The sequence below is a fragment of the Methanocella sp. MCL-LM genome (assembly GCF_049676595.1).
GTDB lineage: Archaea > Halobacteriota > Methanocellia > Methanocellales > Methanocellaceae > Methanocella_A.
The window spans coordinates 1,655,526-1,671,002 of sequence record NZ_CP187259.1 but is presented as its reverse complement, the minus strand read 5'-3'; the positions used below and the strand labels follow the sequence as shown (position 1 = coordinate 1,671,002).

Genomic DNA, 15,477 nt, shown 5'->3' with positions numbered 1-15,477 from the left:
GCATGGCGGTCAAGTACAGGTACGTCGTGAACAACATCGGCATCGGGCTGCTCTGGCTTTGCGGCATCCTGACAGTGCTGATCCTGCTCGCCATCATCGGCTACGTGCTGATCAACGGCCTGCCGGTGGTCAGCCTGGAATTCCTGACGGAGGCGCCCCGGAGCATGCAGCGGGCGGGTGGTATCTTCCCTACGATCGTGGCCACGGTCGAAATCACTTTGATCGCTGTGCTGATCGCGACTCCGGTAGCTGTAGCCGCCGCCGTCTACATGGCCGAATATGCAGGAAGGAGCAGGGTTGCGACCATCGTCAGGTTCGGGGCCGACAGCCTGGCCGGAATTCCGTCGATCATGTTCGGCCTGTTCGGCTACCTGTTCTTCGTGTACTACCTGAAGATGGGGTTCTCGCTGCTGGCCGGCGGCGTGACGCTGGCGCTCATGGCTCTGCCCATCATACTAAGGATATCGGAGGAGGCTATCAAAACGGTGCCCGACTCCTACAAGTCGGGCAGCCTGGCGCTTGGCGCCAGCAAGTGGCAGACCATCCGGAAAGTCGTGCTGCCCACCGCTATCCCGGGCATAATGACCGGCGTCATCCTGGGCATGGGCAGGGCGGTCAGTGAGACAGCAGCTGTGCTGCTGACTGCAGGTAGCGTAGCAAGAATTCCTGAGTCCCTGTTCGACCCGGTCCGGCCTATGACCGTCCACATGTTCATCCTGGCTACGGAGAACCTGTCGATGAAAAACGCGCTGGGCACGGCTGCAGTCCTGATTATCATGGTACTGGCCATCACGCTTGCAAGCAATTACATGACCAGGAGATACATCGCAAAACTTGGGGGTAGAAAATAATGGGAGGCGCAATCATCCAGTCGAGAGACCTTAACCTGCACTATGGTAAGGCTCGCGCGCTCAAGAACATCAATATGGATATACCTGAAAGAAGTATCACTGCGATCATCGGGCCTTCGGGGTGCGGGAAATCCACCTACCTGCGCTGCCTGAACCGGATGAACGATCTGCTGCCCGAGGTCAGGATCACAGGCAGCCTGCTGTTCAAGGGCAGAAACATCTATGATCCCGGAGAGGATGTCGTGGAGCTTCGCAAGCAGATAGGTATGGTCTTCCAGAAGCCGAACCCGTTCCCGATGTCGATCTACGATAACGTCGCGTATGGCCCGAGAATTCACGGGGTCAAAAATAAGAGCGAGCTTGACTCCATAGTGGAGAAGAGCCTCCGGCAGGCCGCCCTGTGGGATGAGCTAAAGGGCAGGCTGCGAGATTCGGCACTCAGCATTTCAGGAGGCCAGCAGCAGCGCCTGTGCATCGCTAGATGCCTGGCAGTGGAGCCCGAAGTGATCCTCATGGACGAGCCGGCCTCGGCGCTGGACCCGATCGCCACAGCCAAGATCGAAGACCTGATGAGAGAGCTGAAGGAGAAATACACGATCATCATCGTTACCCATAACATGCAGCAGGCAGCCCGCGTCTCTGACAGGACCGCCTTTTTCCTGATGGGAGAGCTGATAGAGTACGACTATACGAAGAAGCTGTTCGAGAACCCGACGAACAGGCGTACAGAGGACTACATTACGGGCAGGTTCGGCTGAAGAGGTAGAAGCAAATGTCAAGAGATTACTATTTACGGCAGATCAAGCAGCTAGAGGACGATTTTTTCAAAATGGGAGAAGACTCCCTCAGCCTCATGACCCGGTCCCTGCAGTCGCTGGCTCACCACGACGCAGAGCTGGCTAAAAAGGTCATGGAGGAGAGCGACGTGATGGCAGACCGGGAAATCGAGCTCGAGAACAAGTGCATAGAGCTGCTCGCGACGCAGCAGCCTATGGCTTCGGACTTGCGGTTTATCAGCACGGTGCTGAAAATCCTGACGGACTGCCGCCGGTTTTCGAGGCTGGCCTGGGACATCGGCCAGATCACCATCCGGGTCGGTAACGAGCCCCTGCTGCCCCAGATCAACGACATCTGCGGGATGTACAGGAATGTGCACTCGATGGTCCATGACAGCTTCAAGGCGTTCAGGGACAGAAACGTAGAGCTGGCAAAATCGATGAGCGAGAGGGACGATGTGGTCGATGCCCAGTACGATCGGATAAGAAGAGAGTTGATCAACGTCATGATCAAGGACCCCTCGTCCATCGACATGGCCTCGCACATGTCCTTCGTCGCCCGGTACATGGAGAGAGCTGCCGATCACGCGTGCTCGATCTCGTCCCGGACCGTGTACATGATCACCGGTGAGCGGGTGAGCATCAGGTAAAAACCTGATCCGCATCAGGTAAAAACCTGATCACTTGCCCTTTCACCGATTATACGGCTTTTCTTTGTCCTTTTTACATAAAACGGCCTGACAAATATTTAAACAACCGCGGTTAATAGGAACTCGGAGCTGAAAGATGGAGATGAAGATCGGCCTCATTTCTGACATTCATTCTAATGTCATCGCATTACAGGCGGTGCTGGACGATATGAAGAGCGTCGGCACCGACGTAATCTTATGCGCAGGCGATATAGTAGGTTATAACCCTTACCCGAACGAGACCGTGGAACTGCTGAAGAAGTACAGGGTAAAGTGTGTCAAGGGCAATTACGATAACGCAGTAGTAACTGGAGATACCCAGTGGTTCAACCCGGTGGCCATACAGACAGTCCGGTGGACCTCGCAGCAGCTCACCAGAGACAACCTCCGGTTTCTGGAGACACTGCCAGATCATATAGACCTGAACGGCATCACGATATACCACGGAAGCCCGAGCAGGCTGGAAGAGTTCGTTTTCGAGAACAACCACGAGCGGTTTTGCCAGGTCTTCGACCCGTACGACGTCCAGGTTGTGGTCTTCGGCCACACCCACGTCCCCCTCAAAGAGGTATGCGGTAACAAGATCATCCTGAACCCGGGCAGCGTGGGCCAGCCCAGAGACGGCGACCCCAGGGCAAGCTACGGCATCTGGGATACCGAGACGAAGGAGTTCACCGTGCGCAGGGTCAGCTACGATTATGCCAAAGTGCAGGAAAAGATCAAAGAGGCAGGCCTTCCTCAGATGATGGCTGACAGATTAAGGTACGGGAAGTAAGAGCCTTCGGCTCAGGCTTCAGCGGTGTAGCAGAACAAAAGATCGTCGTGCCAGACTAAACATACGCACAACCAAACAAAAGAATGGCGCCGGCAACTCTCGCCGGCAGACCACCCCGAATAGTTTTTAGTACTGACATTCTTATTTAAAGGGGGTATAACGCTTGGATAACGATCCGTTTCCGATTACTGAGTAAGCCCTCAAGATATATAAACTTTTTTTGATTTAACGCAATTTTTGTTTACTTAGTCAAATACGAGAAAGAGTATGGCGAAGCCATACTTCAGGTCAATCCCCCGCACTCTTAAAAACCGAAGGTTTGTCGGACAATCTTCAGCGCACAGTAGTCTCCACACATGGTGCAAGCTTCCTTGTCTTCAGGCATCCGGCTGGCCCGGACTTCCCTTGCCAGCCCCGGGTCGAGAGCAAGCTCATACTGGCGGTTCCAGTCGAGGTTCTTCCTCGCATGGCCCATCTCGAGGTCCCTGTCGCGCTTGCCATACTTGATCATGTCCCCGATGTGGGCTGCCAGCCTGGCGGTCATGACGCCGGTCCTGACATCTTCCACGTTGGGGAGCGCGAGGTGTTCTGCAGGGGTGACGTAGCAGATGAAGTCTGCACCCCTGGCCGCCGACATCGAGGCGCCGATGGAGGCGACGATGTGGTCCATGCCCGGCGCGATGTCCGTGCAGAGGGGGCCCAGCATATAGAAGGGCTTGTTGCCGGACATGCGCTTCATCAGTACGACGTTCGCCTCGATCTCGTCCAGCGGGACGTGGCCGGGGCCTTCTACGATGACCTGTACGCCAAAGTCGTGTGCCTGATCAGACAGCTCTGAGTTCATCACCAGCTCCTGGATCTGCGCCCGGTCTGTCGCATCGTGGACTGCGCCTGCCCGCATGCCGTTACCCATCGAAAGAGTGACCTCGTGCTTTTTCAGGATTTCCAGCAGGTAGTCGAACTCGCTGTAAAGGGGGTTTTCCTTGTCGTTGTGGATCATCCAGGCGGTCATGAAGGCGCCGCCTCTGCTGCAGAGGCCCCCATGCCGGCCCTGCTTCTTCAGCCTTTCCACGGTAATCCGGTTGATGCCGGTATGAATGGCCATGAAGTTCGTACCAAGTTTGGCCTGCTCTTCTGTTACCCGGAACAGGTCGTCCTCTTTCATGTGCACGACTGCACCATACTTGCGGGCCGCCTCGATGAACGCCTGGTATAGCGGAACACTGCCCACGGACAGAGATGTGGCTTCGCAGACCTTTCTGCGGATGTCCAGGAAGTCGCCGCCGGTCGACAGCTCCATCAGGGTATCAGCACCTGCCTGCTCCGCTGCGATGGCCTTTTCGACCTCGGTGTTGATGTCGACGATGTCCGAGGAGGTGCCGATCGACGCGTTGACCTTGGTCCGGAGGCCCTCTCCGATACCCATCGCCCGGATGTTCCGGTACGGTGTCACCGGGATGACGATCCTCCCGGCAGCAACGCCACGCTGGATAAACTCGGGGGTAACACCCTCGTCCCGGGCAACGATCTTCATCTCTTCGGTAATTTCTCCTCTTTTAGCCTGCTCAAGAAAACTCATTGGATTATGCACCTGCTGGCTGGCCTATAAGGGATTATCGTATATAAATTTTATTTACCTTAACTCAAGTAAACTTGATTTATGGTTTGTAGTATCCGGTCGAACATAATATCTGCCACTTCCTGGTTTTACCTGCAGTTTACCCCGGGAAAATTTTTAATCTATGATCTGCAAACTAAGCCATTGCAGATGAGCACTTACTTGCCCTGCCAGCTATTTTCCACCCGAGGTGCGAACCCGTCATGTATGTTCCGGACCCCATAAAGCAGACGACGATGGGGGATGAGGCAGTCTACAACTACTTCCCCAAGCAGATCAGGATCGCGGGAGTCGGGAGTGCCGGCTGCAACACCCTCAATTACCTGTACAGCATCGGCGCTTTTGGCGCCCACATGATTGCCATCGACACTGACGAGCGCCGCCTGAGCGTGATCAGGGCTGACGAAAAGTTCCTCATCGGCCAGTCGGTGATCAAAGAGTCGGGAGCAGCGGGCGACGTCGAGATAGGCAGGCTGGCTGCAGAAAAGTCCGGCTGGAAGCTGGACGAGACCTTCAGAGCGACTAAGCTGATGTTCCTCATAGCAGGTATGGGCGGCGGTACCGGCACCGGCGCAGCCCCGGTCATCGCCAGGATGGCGAAAGAACTCGGCGCGGTCGTGGTTGCAATCGTGACCCTGCCGTTCAGCGACGAGGCTGAGGCAAGGATAAAAGCCGTCGAAGGCGTAGAGAAGATGCTGGACATCGCCAATACCACCATCGTAATCGACTTCGACCGGCTCCCCGGCTACGATCCCGAAGAGCCCCGGCAGAATGCGTACGGTATGGCCGACGAGCTGATCGCCGAAAAGATCAAGACCATCGTGGAATCGAGCACCCAGCGGCCCCTCGTTCACACGAACCTGCTCGACCTGCAGCGGCTCCTCCGGGAAGGCGGCCTGAGCGTCATGCTCACCTGCCGGGACCGGAGCGACGACAACCTGCTGACAGTGATCAAGCGAGCCATGGATCACCCGCTATCCGCCATCGACTACAAAGACGCTACCGGCGCTCTTATCCACATAGCCAGCGGCAGAGACATGTCCGTAGAAGGCGTGATCCAGATCGTCGAATACATCTACAAACAGTGCAGCCCGACGATACGCGTCCTGTACGGCGCCAAGCTCGAGAAGACCAACGACTGCAGGGTCAAGTTACTGGTCATCCTCACCGGGCTCAGGAAAGAGCAGTTCCGGGAAGCGTATGGCAGCTCACCGTAGAGTCGGACCAATTAGTTTTCGTTCGCCGCAATTACATAGCGATATGGCGACTGCCAACTATGGCGGTACGAAGACAATGTCTACTATAAAAGATTAGTAAATATAACCACGGCAGCACGGCTCCTTATCCGGACCACTGGAAAACAGATGTTCTAACCACGGCAGCACGGCGACACAGAGACAACCCGAGAAACGATAGCAAGAGAGTTATTTGAACCACGGCGGCACGGCGACACGGCAACTATGCGATTACAACAAAAGGGTGGTAACTGGAACCACGGCGGCACAGCGACACGGAGACAAATGCGACGCTGTAACAGAGTACTCATTTTTAGTCCACGGCGACACGGAGACAGCTCATTACCCAATAACGGTTTGCTGGCCAGGTGTTTCAGTATATCCTTATGATCACATGACCGGTAAAACTACTTTCTATAATGATTCCCGGTTTCTCAGTATAGTAACAATAGACGGATTGTCTCCATGCCGTCAGCCCGCCGTGCCGCCGTGGACCAATAAAAAGGAGCCTTGCCATTCTGGTACGGTTGTCTCCGTGCCGCCGTGCCGCCGTGGTTCAAATAACCATCCTGCCATCGTTTCTCGCACTGTCTCCGTGCCGCCGTGCCGCCGTGGTTTTATTTACCACTGGCCTGTCGTGGATCGCCTTGTCTTTGTGTCGCCGTGCCGCCGTGGTTCAAATATTTAATCTACTCTTGTCAGGATAAAGAGCCGTGCCGCCGTGGTTCAAACATCCGCTCTCCAGTTGTTAGAATAATGAGCTGTGCCACCACGGTTTATAAAACTAAACAACCCGGATATTTATGCTTGCGGTTTCTTCACGTTTCGGAAGAGATCGCCGTGCCCGGGGATGATGTAGTCAGCCTGGTCGACGAGCTTGCCGATGCTGGCTGCTGCTGCATCTTGTGAGCTGAAGTCTTTGTTCTGGGTCCAGATGGAGTCGGTGGCGTAGAAGGCCGGGGTGAGGATAGCGTCGCCTGCGGCGGCTACGGTGACTTCGCCGATGCCCACGATGCGGCCGCCGGCGCTGGTCTGGATGGACTGCCGGAGGCGGTCGGTCTTGAAGACGACCGAGGCGTGGTCGGCCGTGTGGCCCGGGGTGTGGACGACTTTGACGCCATCGGCGATCTGCTCGCCGTCTTTGACTCCCGTCACGTCGATCTTGACTCTCGATACTGCGGCTTCAGACGTCATGATGGTGCTGTCCTTGAACATCTTCACGTTGCCGAAGTGGTCGAGGTGCCAGTGGGTGATGAAGAGAATATCTATGTCTGAAGGCTTTAGGCCATGCGCTTTCAGCGCGTGGGTCAGCCGCTTCTTATTGGCTTTTACGTTGTCGTCGGTCAGGGTGTTCTCGAAGTCGAACCCGGTGTCTACCAGGATGCGGGCGTCCGACTCGATATACGTGACCGTCGAGCCGCAGCCTATGCCGGAGAGGTTCTTTAGCGCCATAGCCCTGGAATCGACCGGCTCGAAGGCGTCGAAGGGAATGCTCCCCGATTTGATGATCTTGAACGAACGTACGGGCATCGAAGAAAAGGAGGAGCTACGCCTTAAAATATGTTGCCATGGCGGGCCGGCTTCCGGCCCAAAAAGTAAACCTGGTCGGAGAGCTCTTCCAGGCCTCCGGCCTGGTCGTTGCCGACTATAACCGTGAAAATCTGGCTGCTACTTGCTTCCTTCAGGCTGCGCCATTCCTCGATCAGGGCTTTGTCGGTGACCCGGGACATGCCGTCGGTGATGAACAGGATGTCGGCGTTAGTGTACTGCCGGGTTTTTAGTGCTTCGATACCTGCTTTCAGCGCCGTGTTGAAATCGGTACCCCCGCCGAAAGAGGCCCTAAGAAAGTCCAGAAAGCCGGAGATCGATTCCTCCGGGAGGTCGATTTCGTCCAGCTGCCCGGCCGCCGAGAATAATACCACTTTGATCTTCCGGGCTCGCTGCAAAAACATGCGGACTGTCGCCAGGGTGATGGATTTGGCGAGTATCCCGGGGATGCCGTCCATCGATCCGGACGTGTCGACCAGCGCGATCACAGGCCCTTTTCTCTTCTTATCGCCTGTTTCTGACTTCCCATGGGCGGTCAGCTGATAGGTCAGCAGCTTGCCCTCGGTCCACCGGGCGAAGAACAGGTATTTGAGCACGTTATCCTGCAGCTTGATCAACTCTGAGGGCAGCAGATAGTGGAGATTACTGGAAGTGACGATCGAATGGACCTCCAGCCGGCCGCAGCGTAAGTGGCGCCTTCCGCCTGCGTCTACCCCTTCGGACGAACGCCCGAGATCGTCTATCAGTGCCATCAGGTCCGAGTTCCGCCGGATGACTTTCGAATACCGCCTGATGTCGTAGAGAGGGTCCTCGTGCTTCTCGATCATCGCGTAATCCCACCCCCTGCCCCCGGAGAGAAGGGACATGATTTCGATGGCATCGGCGCTGTCTGCCAGCTCTTCGGCGGCTTCGTCGAGGCGGGGCACCAGCCGCCGGTACAGCACATCGTTGACGGCCCGGGCCCGGGAATCTTTGCTCCTGAGATCGTTATGCAAAGATTTTTCTTCCCGGGATACGCCCGGCTTCCTGCCGTGCAGCCCGAACATTTCGACTATCATCAGCTTGAATTCAAGGAGAGCTCTCTGGCTCTCGGCGGGTAGCCGGCCTGCCTGGATCTCGTCAAAAGTTTCCAGTATGGCATCCAGCACTGCTTTCATGGCAAGCAGAGCGATCATCCGGCTCTTTGCAGAGAGCGACTTCAGCCGGGCCCAGGCTTCGGTGTACCTGGCCGCATTTAGCAGGCGGATAGCAGGCCCCATATGAGAGGTAGCCTGATCAGGATCTCGAAGCTCGTACGTTTCGCCCAGCACCAGTTCCCGGGCCAGAATCGTTGCCAGCGTTTCCCTTGTTTCCCTCGGTAAGGCGTGAGGTACTGCAAGCACTTCCCGTATGCCAGGCATCGCCAGCGCATCCCGGATTTCGGGCTCGTTTGAAGGAATGTAGACAGTCACGATTACTTACCCCATTTGAGCCCGGGCAACGACGTTCACCGCCGGAAACGATGCCGGGCTCACCTGGTCAGGAGGTCAAGCATGGCCCCTATGGCGGCCATTGTTTTTCCGGCTTTTTCGATAACTCTGGCCTGAACTTCCGACCGGTCGAGCACGTCGACGAGGTCGTGCTCGGAGATCCACACGTTGCTTCTGAGCTGCGTTTTCAGCAGCTCCCGCCCCGATACTATCTCGCTGCCCAGGCGCCTGTAGCGGTTCTGGAGATGAGCGTACTCTGCCCGGGACCTGCTAACCTGCTCGGGCTTGATTTCCGCACAGTTCCAGCCGTAGTCTTCGTTCAGCACGCTGAGAAGAGCGGGGAAGTCCAGGATCCGCAGGTGAAGGCTGATACGGTACGGATCATAGTACTTATGGGTCGGGTGCAGCTTCCGGTGGTCCGACAGCCGTTCGAAAGAGGCGATACGCTCGTCGCAGTCGTAGCACCGGATAGTGTCCGGGAAAATCCCGCACCCGGATTTTGAGAGGTAATCGTGCAGGTCCTGGATTTCCCCGAGCAGCTTTTCCACGCTCTCCCCGCCGGAGATGGCCAGGCTGATGGCCAACGCCCGCACGTCTGGCCGTTGCTCTGGCTTATCCCAGGCCATGTGCTGGAGCAGCAGGACCATAGAGCGATCTACGGACGTCCTGCCCACGGCCGCTGCCGCGACCCTGAGCACCCCGAGCATCTTTTTCCACCGGCGATCTGATACACTGATCTGTTTGGCAGCCAGCTCCCTTCTCGCCCGGAGGATGATGGCTTCAACATCCAGGTCTATCGGCAGATGTACTGCTTTTTCCTGCAGCGCCCGGATATCCTCGATCGAGATACTAAGCAGGGCAGATTCACTATTTTCGGGGCTAAACAGCATCTGGCGGAAGTTGGCCTCTTCCTGCACAGGCTCCACCACGCACCGGAAGAGAAAGCGATCGTACAGCGCATCGAGGCTCTCGTCCTCGGGAAGCTCGTTGGAAGCCCCGAACACAGAGATTAGGGGTACGTCCATCACGTTCCTGCCATTGTGGAACTTCCGCTCGTTCAGCACAGTCAGAAAACTGTTCAGGATGGAGCTGTTGGCTTTGAAGATCTCGTCGAGGAAAGCAATATGGGCTGATGGCAGGAAGCCGTCGGTCTTCCGGGAGAAATCATCTTCCTGCAGCGCTTTCAAGGACAGCGGGCCGAACACTTCCTCGGGCGTGGTAAACCGGGTGAGCAGGTAATAGAAGTAGTGGCCTTCGAGGATCTCGCACAGGCTCCGGGCCAGCATGGACTTGGCCGTGCCGGGAGGGCCCAGGAACAGCGCGTGCTCCCCGGAGAGCAAGGCCAGCAAAGAGCAGGTGATTTCCGTCGACCGCTCCACGAAACGCCGCTCGAAACCGGATCTGATCGCAGCGACATCGATAACCATCCGTACCCCCGTACAACCCGCCCTGTCGGCCGGAATTGCGTTTTTAGTTGGGTGAGGCCGGTATTTAAAACAGATTCAAATTATAATCAGTGCCGCAGACTAAACGGTGGATAGAGGTGTACGCTGCGCTGTGCGTTTCTGATTGCATAAACTGCATGAGATAGCAATACGAACGCTGCGCTGTGCTGACGTCACATCGCATAAGCAATCAGGCATGCATAGTGCGGCCTTCGTATTGCTATCTCACGCCACAGGAAAGGGATTAAAGAGTATCAGAGCTTCTCCTGACCTTCGATCAGCCCGATAATCGCATCTAAGTCCACCGATGCCGAGACGATGTCAGCCAGCTCATCATACGGGTCTCTGACCGCTTTCGGCCGGATGTACGGTATGCCCTTTCGGTCGCAGGCATAAGCGAGAACTGCGTCGGTGAAGCACTGGTTTTCGAAGATGCCGTGGAGATAGGTCCCGATGATCGTGCCACTATCGCTGACGCACCCGTCGTCGCCGAACGCCGGGCTGTCAGTTTTAGTTTGCCCCATGTGTATCTCGTAGCCAGTTACAATCGATCCCCGAATGCCTGCGAGTAGGGGCCCCGCCCCGGTCACGATTTTAGTGCACTGCCGGGTGCATTTCTCGTAGCAGTCGAAGACGGTGGTCACAGGCAGTAAGCTCAGGCCTTCGATAGTTTCAGCTATGCCACCTTCGATGCCGCCGTCGACCACCTGCCGGCCCAGCATCTGGTAGCCGCCACATATGCCGATCACCGGGAAGCCTTCCCCGGCGAGAGCACAGATCTCCGCCGCCAGCGGCGAGCTCTTCAGTTCTTTTAAATCGCTGACCGTATTCTTGGACCCTGGAAGGATGACGATGTCCGGGCGGCCAAGACCTCCGTCCAGAGGGACGTACCGGACTCTCGCGATGCGCTCAAGAGTCTCGAAGTCGGTGAAGTTGGAGATTAGGGGGAACCGCACGATTGCGATGTCGAGGTCGAGCATGCCTGCGGGACGCTTGTCATCTATGGACACGGAGTCCTCCGAGGGAATCCGCAGCCCGGAATAGGGCACTATACCCAGGACGGGCACCCCGGTCAGCCTTTCCAGCTCTGCCACACCGGAGCCCAGCAGGGAAGGGTCGCCGCAGAACTTGTTGATGATCATGCCCTTGACGAGCCCCCGATCGCCGAGAGGTAGCAGCGCGATAGTGCCATAGAGGCTGGCGAACACCCCGCCCCGCTCGATGTCCCCGATCAGCAGCACCGGAGAACGAATAGCCCTGGCCAGGGGGATGTTGGCGATGTCCCGGTCGTACAGGTTGATCTCCGCTGCGCCGCCGGCACCTTCGATCACGATCACATCGTAATCCTGAGACAGCTTTTCCAGCGCGTTCAGGGCGATGGCCATCATAGAATCAATCGACTCGTAGTACTGCCCCACCATCCGGTCCCCGAGAGGCTTTCCCAGAACTACGACCTGGGAAGTCATATTACCCTTGGGCTTGAGCAGCACCGGGTTCATCTCCGCCCGGGGTTCGGCGCCTGCGGCGAACGCCTGGAGGGCCTGGGCGATGCCGATCTCGCTGCCGTCTGCGGTGATCCACGAGTTGTTGCTCATGTTCTGGGCCTTGAACGGCGCCACCTTGTAACCCATGCGCCTGAAGATGCGGCACAGGGCCGTAACAAAGATACTCTTGCCTGCGTGGGACTGGGTGCCGAGAACGGTGAGATAGCGAGCCATTGATCAAGTTAAATTGATTATAGTAAAATAAAGTTGACGGATGGACCGTAGAAATATGTCCAATGAGCGTATAGTATTGCGTATGTCACGACAATCAGCGCGTTATGTGGGAGAGCAGCTACAAAAGGCAGGACGCCTCCACCTGAAGCCCCTGTGCATTTACACCCCTGGAGTTATGCCTGCTGGCGCAAAGCAGGTTTCGGATCTGATCAGGGAAGGAGAGCGGTGTCTCGCTAAGGCTATTCTGCTGGTAGCCGCCGGTGAGGCCGACGCTGTCGGCGTCAGCGCCGGGGGAAAAGGCTTCTGCTACGGTGCGGTGACTTTCCTGGGCTTCGGGGAGATGTCGGAGCAGCTGGTGATCGACGTGGCAGTTAGCGGTGAAGGAGCCGCATATATGAAAGCCACGCCAGAGGTCTGCAAGGAGACAGTCAAGAGCATAGGGAAGATTACTCCCCCGGGCAAGCATATCGTGGTCAGTACCTGCGAAGCGGCAGGGGATGTCAAGCCGCTATCGTACCTGTGCCTGGGGACCGCCGAAGAGATACGAAACCTCTGTGGCCTGGTTCACTTCGGCAGCGGAAGCGCTTTCGGCCAGATCGACGCGCCGTGGGGCTCGAACTGCTCACTGTTTATCACGTACCCCGCCGGCATGGCGGAAGGAGCGCCAAAGGGCAAAGCGTTCATCGGGCCGACTGCAATCGATGGAAACCCGTGGTTCCCTGCCGACCTCATGTCGCTGGGTATACCTGCGGAGATGGCCGAGAGAATGGCCGGAGACGTAGACAAGTCCTTCGTGGTCATGCGACCTGAAATGGCCTACCCGGCAGACCATGACCCGGTAGTTATGAAAGCCGTAAGCCGAAGGCTCTAATGCTATTTTTTAAATTGATATTCGCATATAGTATGAAAAATTGATAAACTATTAATACAATCCCTAGAATACGCTCTTTATTCGCTTACACCACATACGGGAGGAATTCGCATAAGACAGACAACAGTTATTCTAACAGCTTGCGTTCTGCTGCTGGCGGTGCTGCTCTCCGGCTGCACCCAGCCTGCAAGCCCGACGCCAGTACCCGCAAATAATACTACTTCGACCTCTGTGACAGTCACGGACACCAACGGCAACGTGATCACCCTGCCCGCTGCCGCAGATAAAATCGTAGTCACCAACTCTGATGCTGCCGAGGTACTCATAGCCATAGGCGCCAAAGACAAGATCGTTGGTGTAGCCAGCATCGTCAAGAAGAACCCGACGGTCGGCCCCCTGGTGGCTGACGTGGCCGATGTCGGCGACTGGCAGAACCCCAACATGGAGCAGATCGCCCAGCTACAGCCCGACGTCATCATCACCTACGCGAGCTCGAAGCCCAAGAACGCAGATCAGCTTGCGTTGATTAACGTCTCGATCGTCCAGCTGGACTGCGGCAACCTGAACACCCTCGCCAGAGATATCCGGACGATGGGAACGCTGACCGGTAACAGCCAGCAGGCTGAGGACTTCGCCGGGTTCGTCGACCAGAACGTTGGCCTGGTGAAGAACAGGACAGCCAACGTGACTGAAGAAGAGAAGCCGAAGGTCTACTGGGAGAACAACAAGGCGTTCACCACTGCGGGCTACCTCTCGGGCGGCGACGTGCTGATCACCACGGCCGGCGGCCGGAACCTCGCCCACGACATGAGCAACGCTTCAGGAGGCTACGTGTACATGAGCGCGGAGAACATTCTGCCGAACAACCCTGACGTCATCATCAAGTACAACGGCTACACAGTCGGCGGCAACACCGTCCAGAACTTCACGGCCATCCGTGGCGAGATCATGAACAGGACCGGCATCGTGGGGGTCAAAGCGGTGAACAACAGCCAGGTATACGTGCTCTCGTCGACGATCACCTACGGCGCCAAGAGCCCGATCGGCCTATTATACGTGGCCAAAATCCTGTACCCGGAGACTTTTGCCGACATCGACCCGGCTGTAAAGCTGGACGAGTATGCAGAGCGGTTCGTGCCGGGCACCAACCAGACCCTCGTGATTTACCCGACGCCTTAGCCGGGCCGGAGAGGAGGAAAGCCCCCTCCCCTTCTTTTATATTTTGGGGAAGGGCGGCCTCTTTCCATACGTTTATATGAGATCAGCGGGAATACTTCTTTCACATTGGCAGATAGCCGCGGTAGTTCGAAAACGGCATAAAACGAGGGGTTTGAGTGAAGGATCAGGCACAGGCAGCAGTCGGCGAAGTAGACCAGCTATATAGAAAGAGCTACATGCGCAGAGTGACGCTCCTGATCGCCATCTTTGTTCTACTCATAGCCGCGTCGCTGGTGGCCGCCTCGGTAGGCACGGCCCATATTACTATCCCGGACGTGTTTCTGTCGATCGTGCAGGCAGCGGCAGTTAAAACTGCGGGCATCCCCCTCGTCGGCGCTATCTTCGCCCTCTTCGGCTCTCCGGAGAATGGAATAGCACCGGTCATAGTCGTGAATATGCGGCTGCCGAGAATACTGCTGGCAGTCCTCACGGGCATCAGCCTGGCAGTGGCCGGCACGGTTATGCAGGGAACGCTCCGCAATCCCCTGGTTAGCCCGTTTACCCTTGGCCTCGCTTCGGCGGCGTCCTTCGGCGCGGCGATCACCATCGTGACCGGTGCTGGCGTGCTGGCGTTCTTCATCCCGGGCGGCTCCTATTACGACGTGATCGTTAACGCCTTCCTGTTCGGCCTGACCAGCATGGTCCTCATCTATGGCATAGCGAGAATGAGAGGCACCAGCCAGGCGACCCTGATCCTCTCGGGCGTCGTTATCGGGTACATATTCCAGGCAGGAGTACTGATCCTCAAGTACTGGTCGCATAACGACAGGCTCAAAGACCTCGAGATCTGGCTCATGGGCGGCATGTGGGGCGCCAACTGGGACGCCATAACGATTTTGCTCCCCATCACCGCAGTCTGTGTGGTCCTGCTCTGCCTGAAGGCGTGGGACCTGAACGCCTTATCGGCGGGCGACGAAATTGCCAAGAACCTGGGCATCAGGGTCGAACGGCTTAGGATATATTGCCTGCTGATCGCTACGGTGGCCGCTTCGAGCTGTCTGGCGTTTACGGGCGTCATAGGGTTCATAGGGCTGATGGCCCCGCACATCTGCCGCATGCTCATCGGCAACGACCACAGGTACCTGATACCCTGCTCCGCGCTCATGGGCGGCCTGATTCTGCTCGTATCGGACACCTTCGCCAGGACCATCCTGAGCCCGGTGGAAATCCCCGTAGGCATCATCATGTACATCGCCGGAGGCGTCTTCTTCATGTACCTGATTTTGAGGGGCAAGGACAACCACATCTACTGAGGAACAACTAC

Annotated in this window: 13 protein-coding genes; 8 read left to right on the top strand and 5 right to left on the bottom strand. The window is 56.8% G+C overall.

What is annotated here, in order from left to right:
• Positions 1-2: 2 nt before the first annotated feature.
• The 4 genes from pstA (at position 3) to ACPLPM_RS08520 (ending at position 3,091) form a co-directional block, all read left to right on the top strand.
• Positions 3-851 carry a phosphate ABC transporter permease PstA gene (gene pstA, locus ACPLPM_RS08535; RefSeq protein ID WP_424359818.1) on the top strand — a complete coding sequence of 283 codons (849 nt, stop codon included), beginning with the start codon at positions 3-5 and terminating at the stop codon, positions 849-851.
• Complete coding sequence (gene pstB, locus ACPLPM_RS08530; RefSeq protein ID WP_424359817.1) at positions 851-1,609, top strand: phosphate ABC transporter ATP-binding protein PstB; 759 nt, start codon at positions 851-853, stop codon at positions 1,607-1,609. Before pstA ends, pstB begins: the two co-directional genes overlap by 1 nt.
• Before the next feature lie 14 nt (positions 1,610-1,623).
• On the top strand, positions 1,624-2,277 hold the full coding sequence (gene phoU / locus ACPLPM_RS08525; RefSeq protein ID WP_424359816.1) for a phosphate signaling complex protein PhoU: 654 nt from the start codon (positions 1,624-1,626) through the stop codon (positions 2,275-2,277).
• A 136-nt stretch (positions 2,278-2,413) separates the two neighbouring features.
• Positions 2,414-3,091 carry a metallophosphoesterase family protein gene (locus ACPLPM_RS08520; RefSeq protein ID WP_424359815.1) on the top strand — a complete coding sequence of 226 codons (678 nt, stop codon included), beginning with the start codon at positions 2,414-2,416 and terminating at the stop codon, positions 3,089-3,091.
• A 304-nt stretch (positions 3,092-3,395) separates the two neighbouring features.
• Here ACPLPM_RS08520 and thiC read toward each other — a convergent pair whose 3' ends face one another.
• A complete protein-coding gene (gene thiC / locus ACPLPM_RS08515; RefSeq protein WP_424359814.1) occupies positions 3,396-4,670 on the bottom strand; it encodes a phosphomethylpyrimidine synthase ThiC in 1,275 nt (424 codons plus the stop codon).
• 242 nt (positions 4,671-4,912) lie between these two features.
• Between thiC and ACPLPM_RS08510 the strand changes: the two genes are divergently transcribed.
• On the top strand, positions 4,913-5,926 hold the full coding sequence (locus tag ACPLPM_RS08510) for a cell division protein FtsZ (protein WP_424359813.1): 1,014 nt from the start codon (positions 4,913-4,915) through the stop codon (positions 5,924-5,926).
• Positions 5,927-6,745: 819 nt separating this feature from the next.
• Here ACPLPM_RS08510 and ACPLPM_RS08505 read toward each other — a convergent pair.
• The 4 genes from ACPLPM_RS08505 to ACPLPM_RS08490 form a co-directional block, all read right to left on the bottom strand.
• Positions 6,746-7,474 carry an MBL fold metallo-hydrolase gene (locus tag ACPLPM_RS08505; protein ID WP_424359812.1) on the bottom strand — a complete coding sequence of 243 codons (729 nt, stop codon included), beginning with the start codon at positions 7,472-7,474 and terminating at the stop codon, positions 6,746-6,748.
• Positions 7,475-7,497: 23 nt separating this feature from the next.
• The gene (locus ACPLPM_RS08500) at positions 7,498-8,943 is read right to left on the bottom strand and encodes a VWA domain-containing protein (RefSeq protein WP_424359811.1); all 1,446 of its coding nucleotides are present in this window, start codon (positions 8,941-8,943) and stop codon (positions 7,498-7,500) included.
• Between the two features lie 59 nt (positions 8,944-9,002).
• Positions 9,003-10,388 carry an AAA family ATPase gene (locus tag ACPLPM_RS08495; RefSeq protein WP_424359810.1) on the bottom strand — a complete coding sequence of 462 codons (1,386 nt, stop codon included), beginning with the start codon at positions 10,386-10,388 and terminating at the stop codon, positions 9,003-9,005.
• Positions 10,389-10,660: 272 nt separating this feature from the next.
• Entirely contained in the window at positions 10,661-12,124 is a 1,464-nt protein-coding gene (locus ACPLPM_RS08490) for a cobyric acid synthase (protein ID WP_424359809.1), read from the bottom strand.
• Positions 12,125-12,206: 82 nt separating this feature from the next.
• On the opposite strand from ACPLPM_RS08490, the gene ACPLPM_RS08485 reads away from it, so the two are divergent.
• The 3 genes from ACPLPM_RS08485 (at position 12,207) to ACPLPM_RS08475 (ending at position 15,466) form a co-directional block, all read left to right on the top strand.
• A complete protein-coding gene (locus ACPLPM_RS08485; protein ID WP_424359808.1) occupies positions 12,207-12,995 on the top strand; it encodes a DUF169 domain-containing protein in 789 nt (262 codons plus the stop codon).
• A gap of 159 nt (positions 12,996-13,154) precedes the next feature.
• Complete coding sequence (locus ACPLPM_RS08480) at positions 13,155-14,174, top strand: ABC transporter substrate-binding protein (RefSeq protein WP_424359807.1); 1,020 nt, start codon at positions 13,155-13,157, stop codon at positions 14,172-14,174.
• A 155-nt stretch (positions 14,175-14,329) separates the two neighbouring features.
• Positions 14,330-15,466 (top strand): FecCD family ABC transporter permease, encoded by a 1,137-nt coding sequence (locus ACPLPM_RS08475; protein WP_424359806.1) that lies wholly within the window; start codon positions 14,330-14,332, stop codon positions 15,464-15,466.
• Positions 15,467-15,477: the final 11 nt, after the last annotated feature.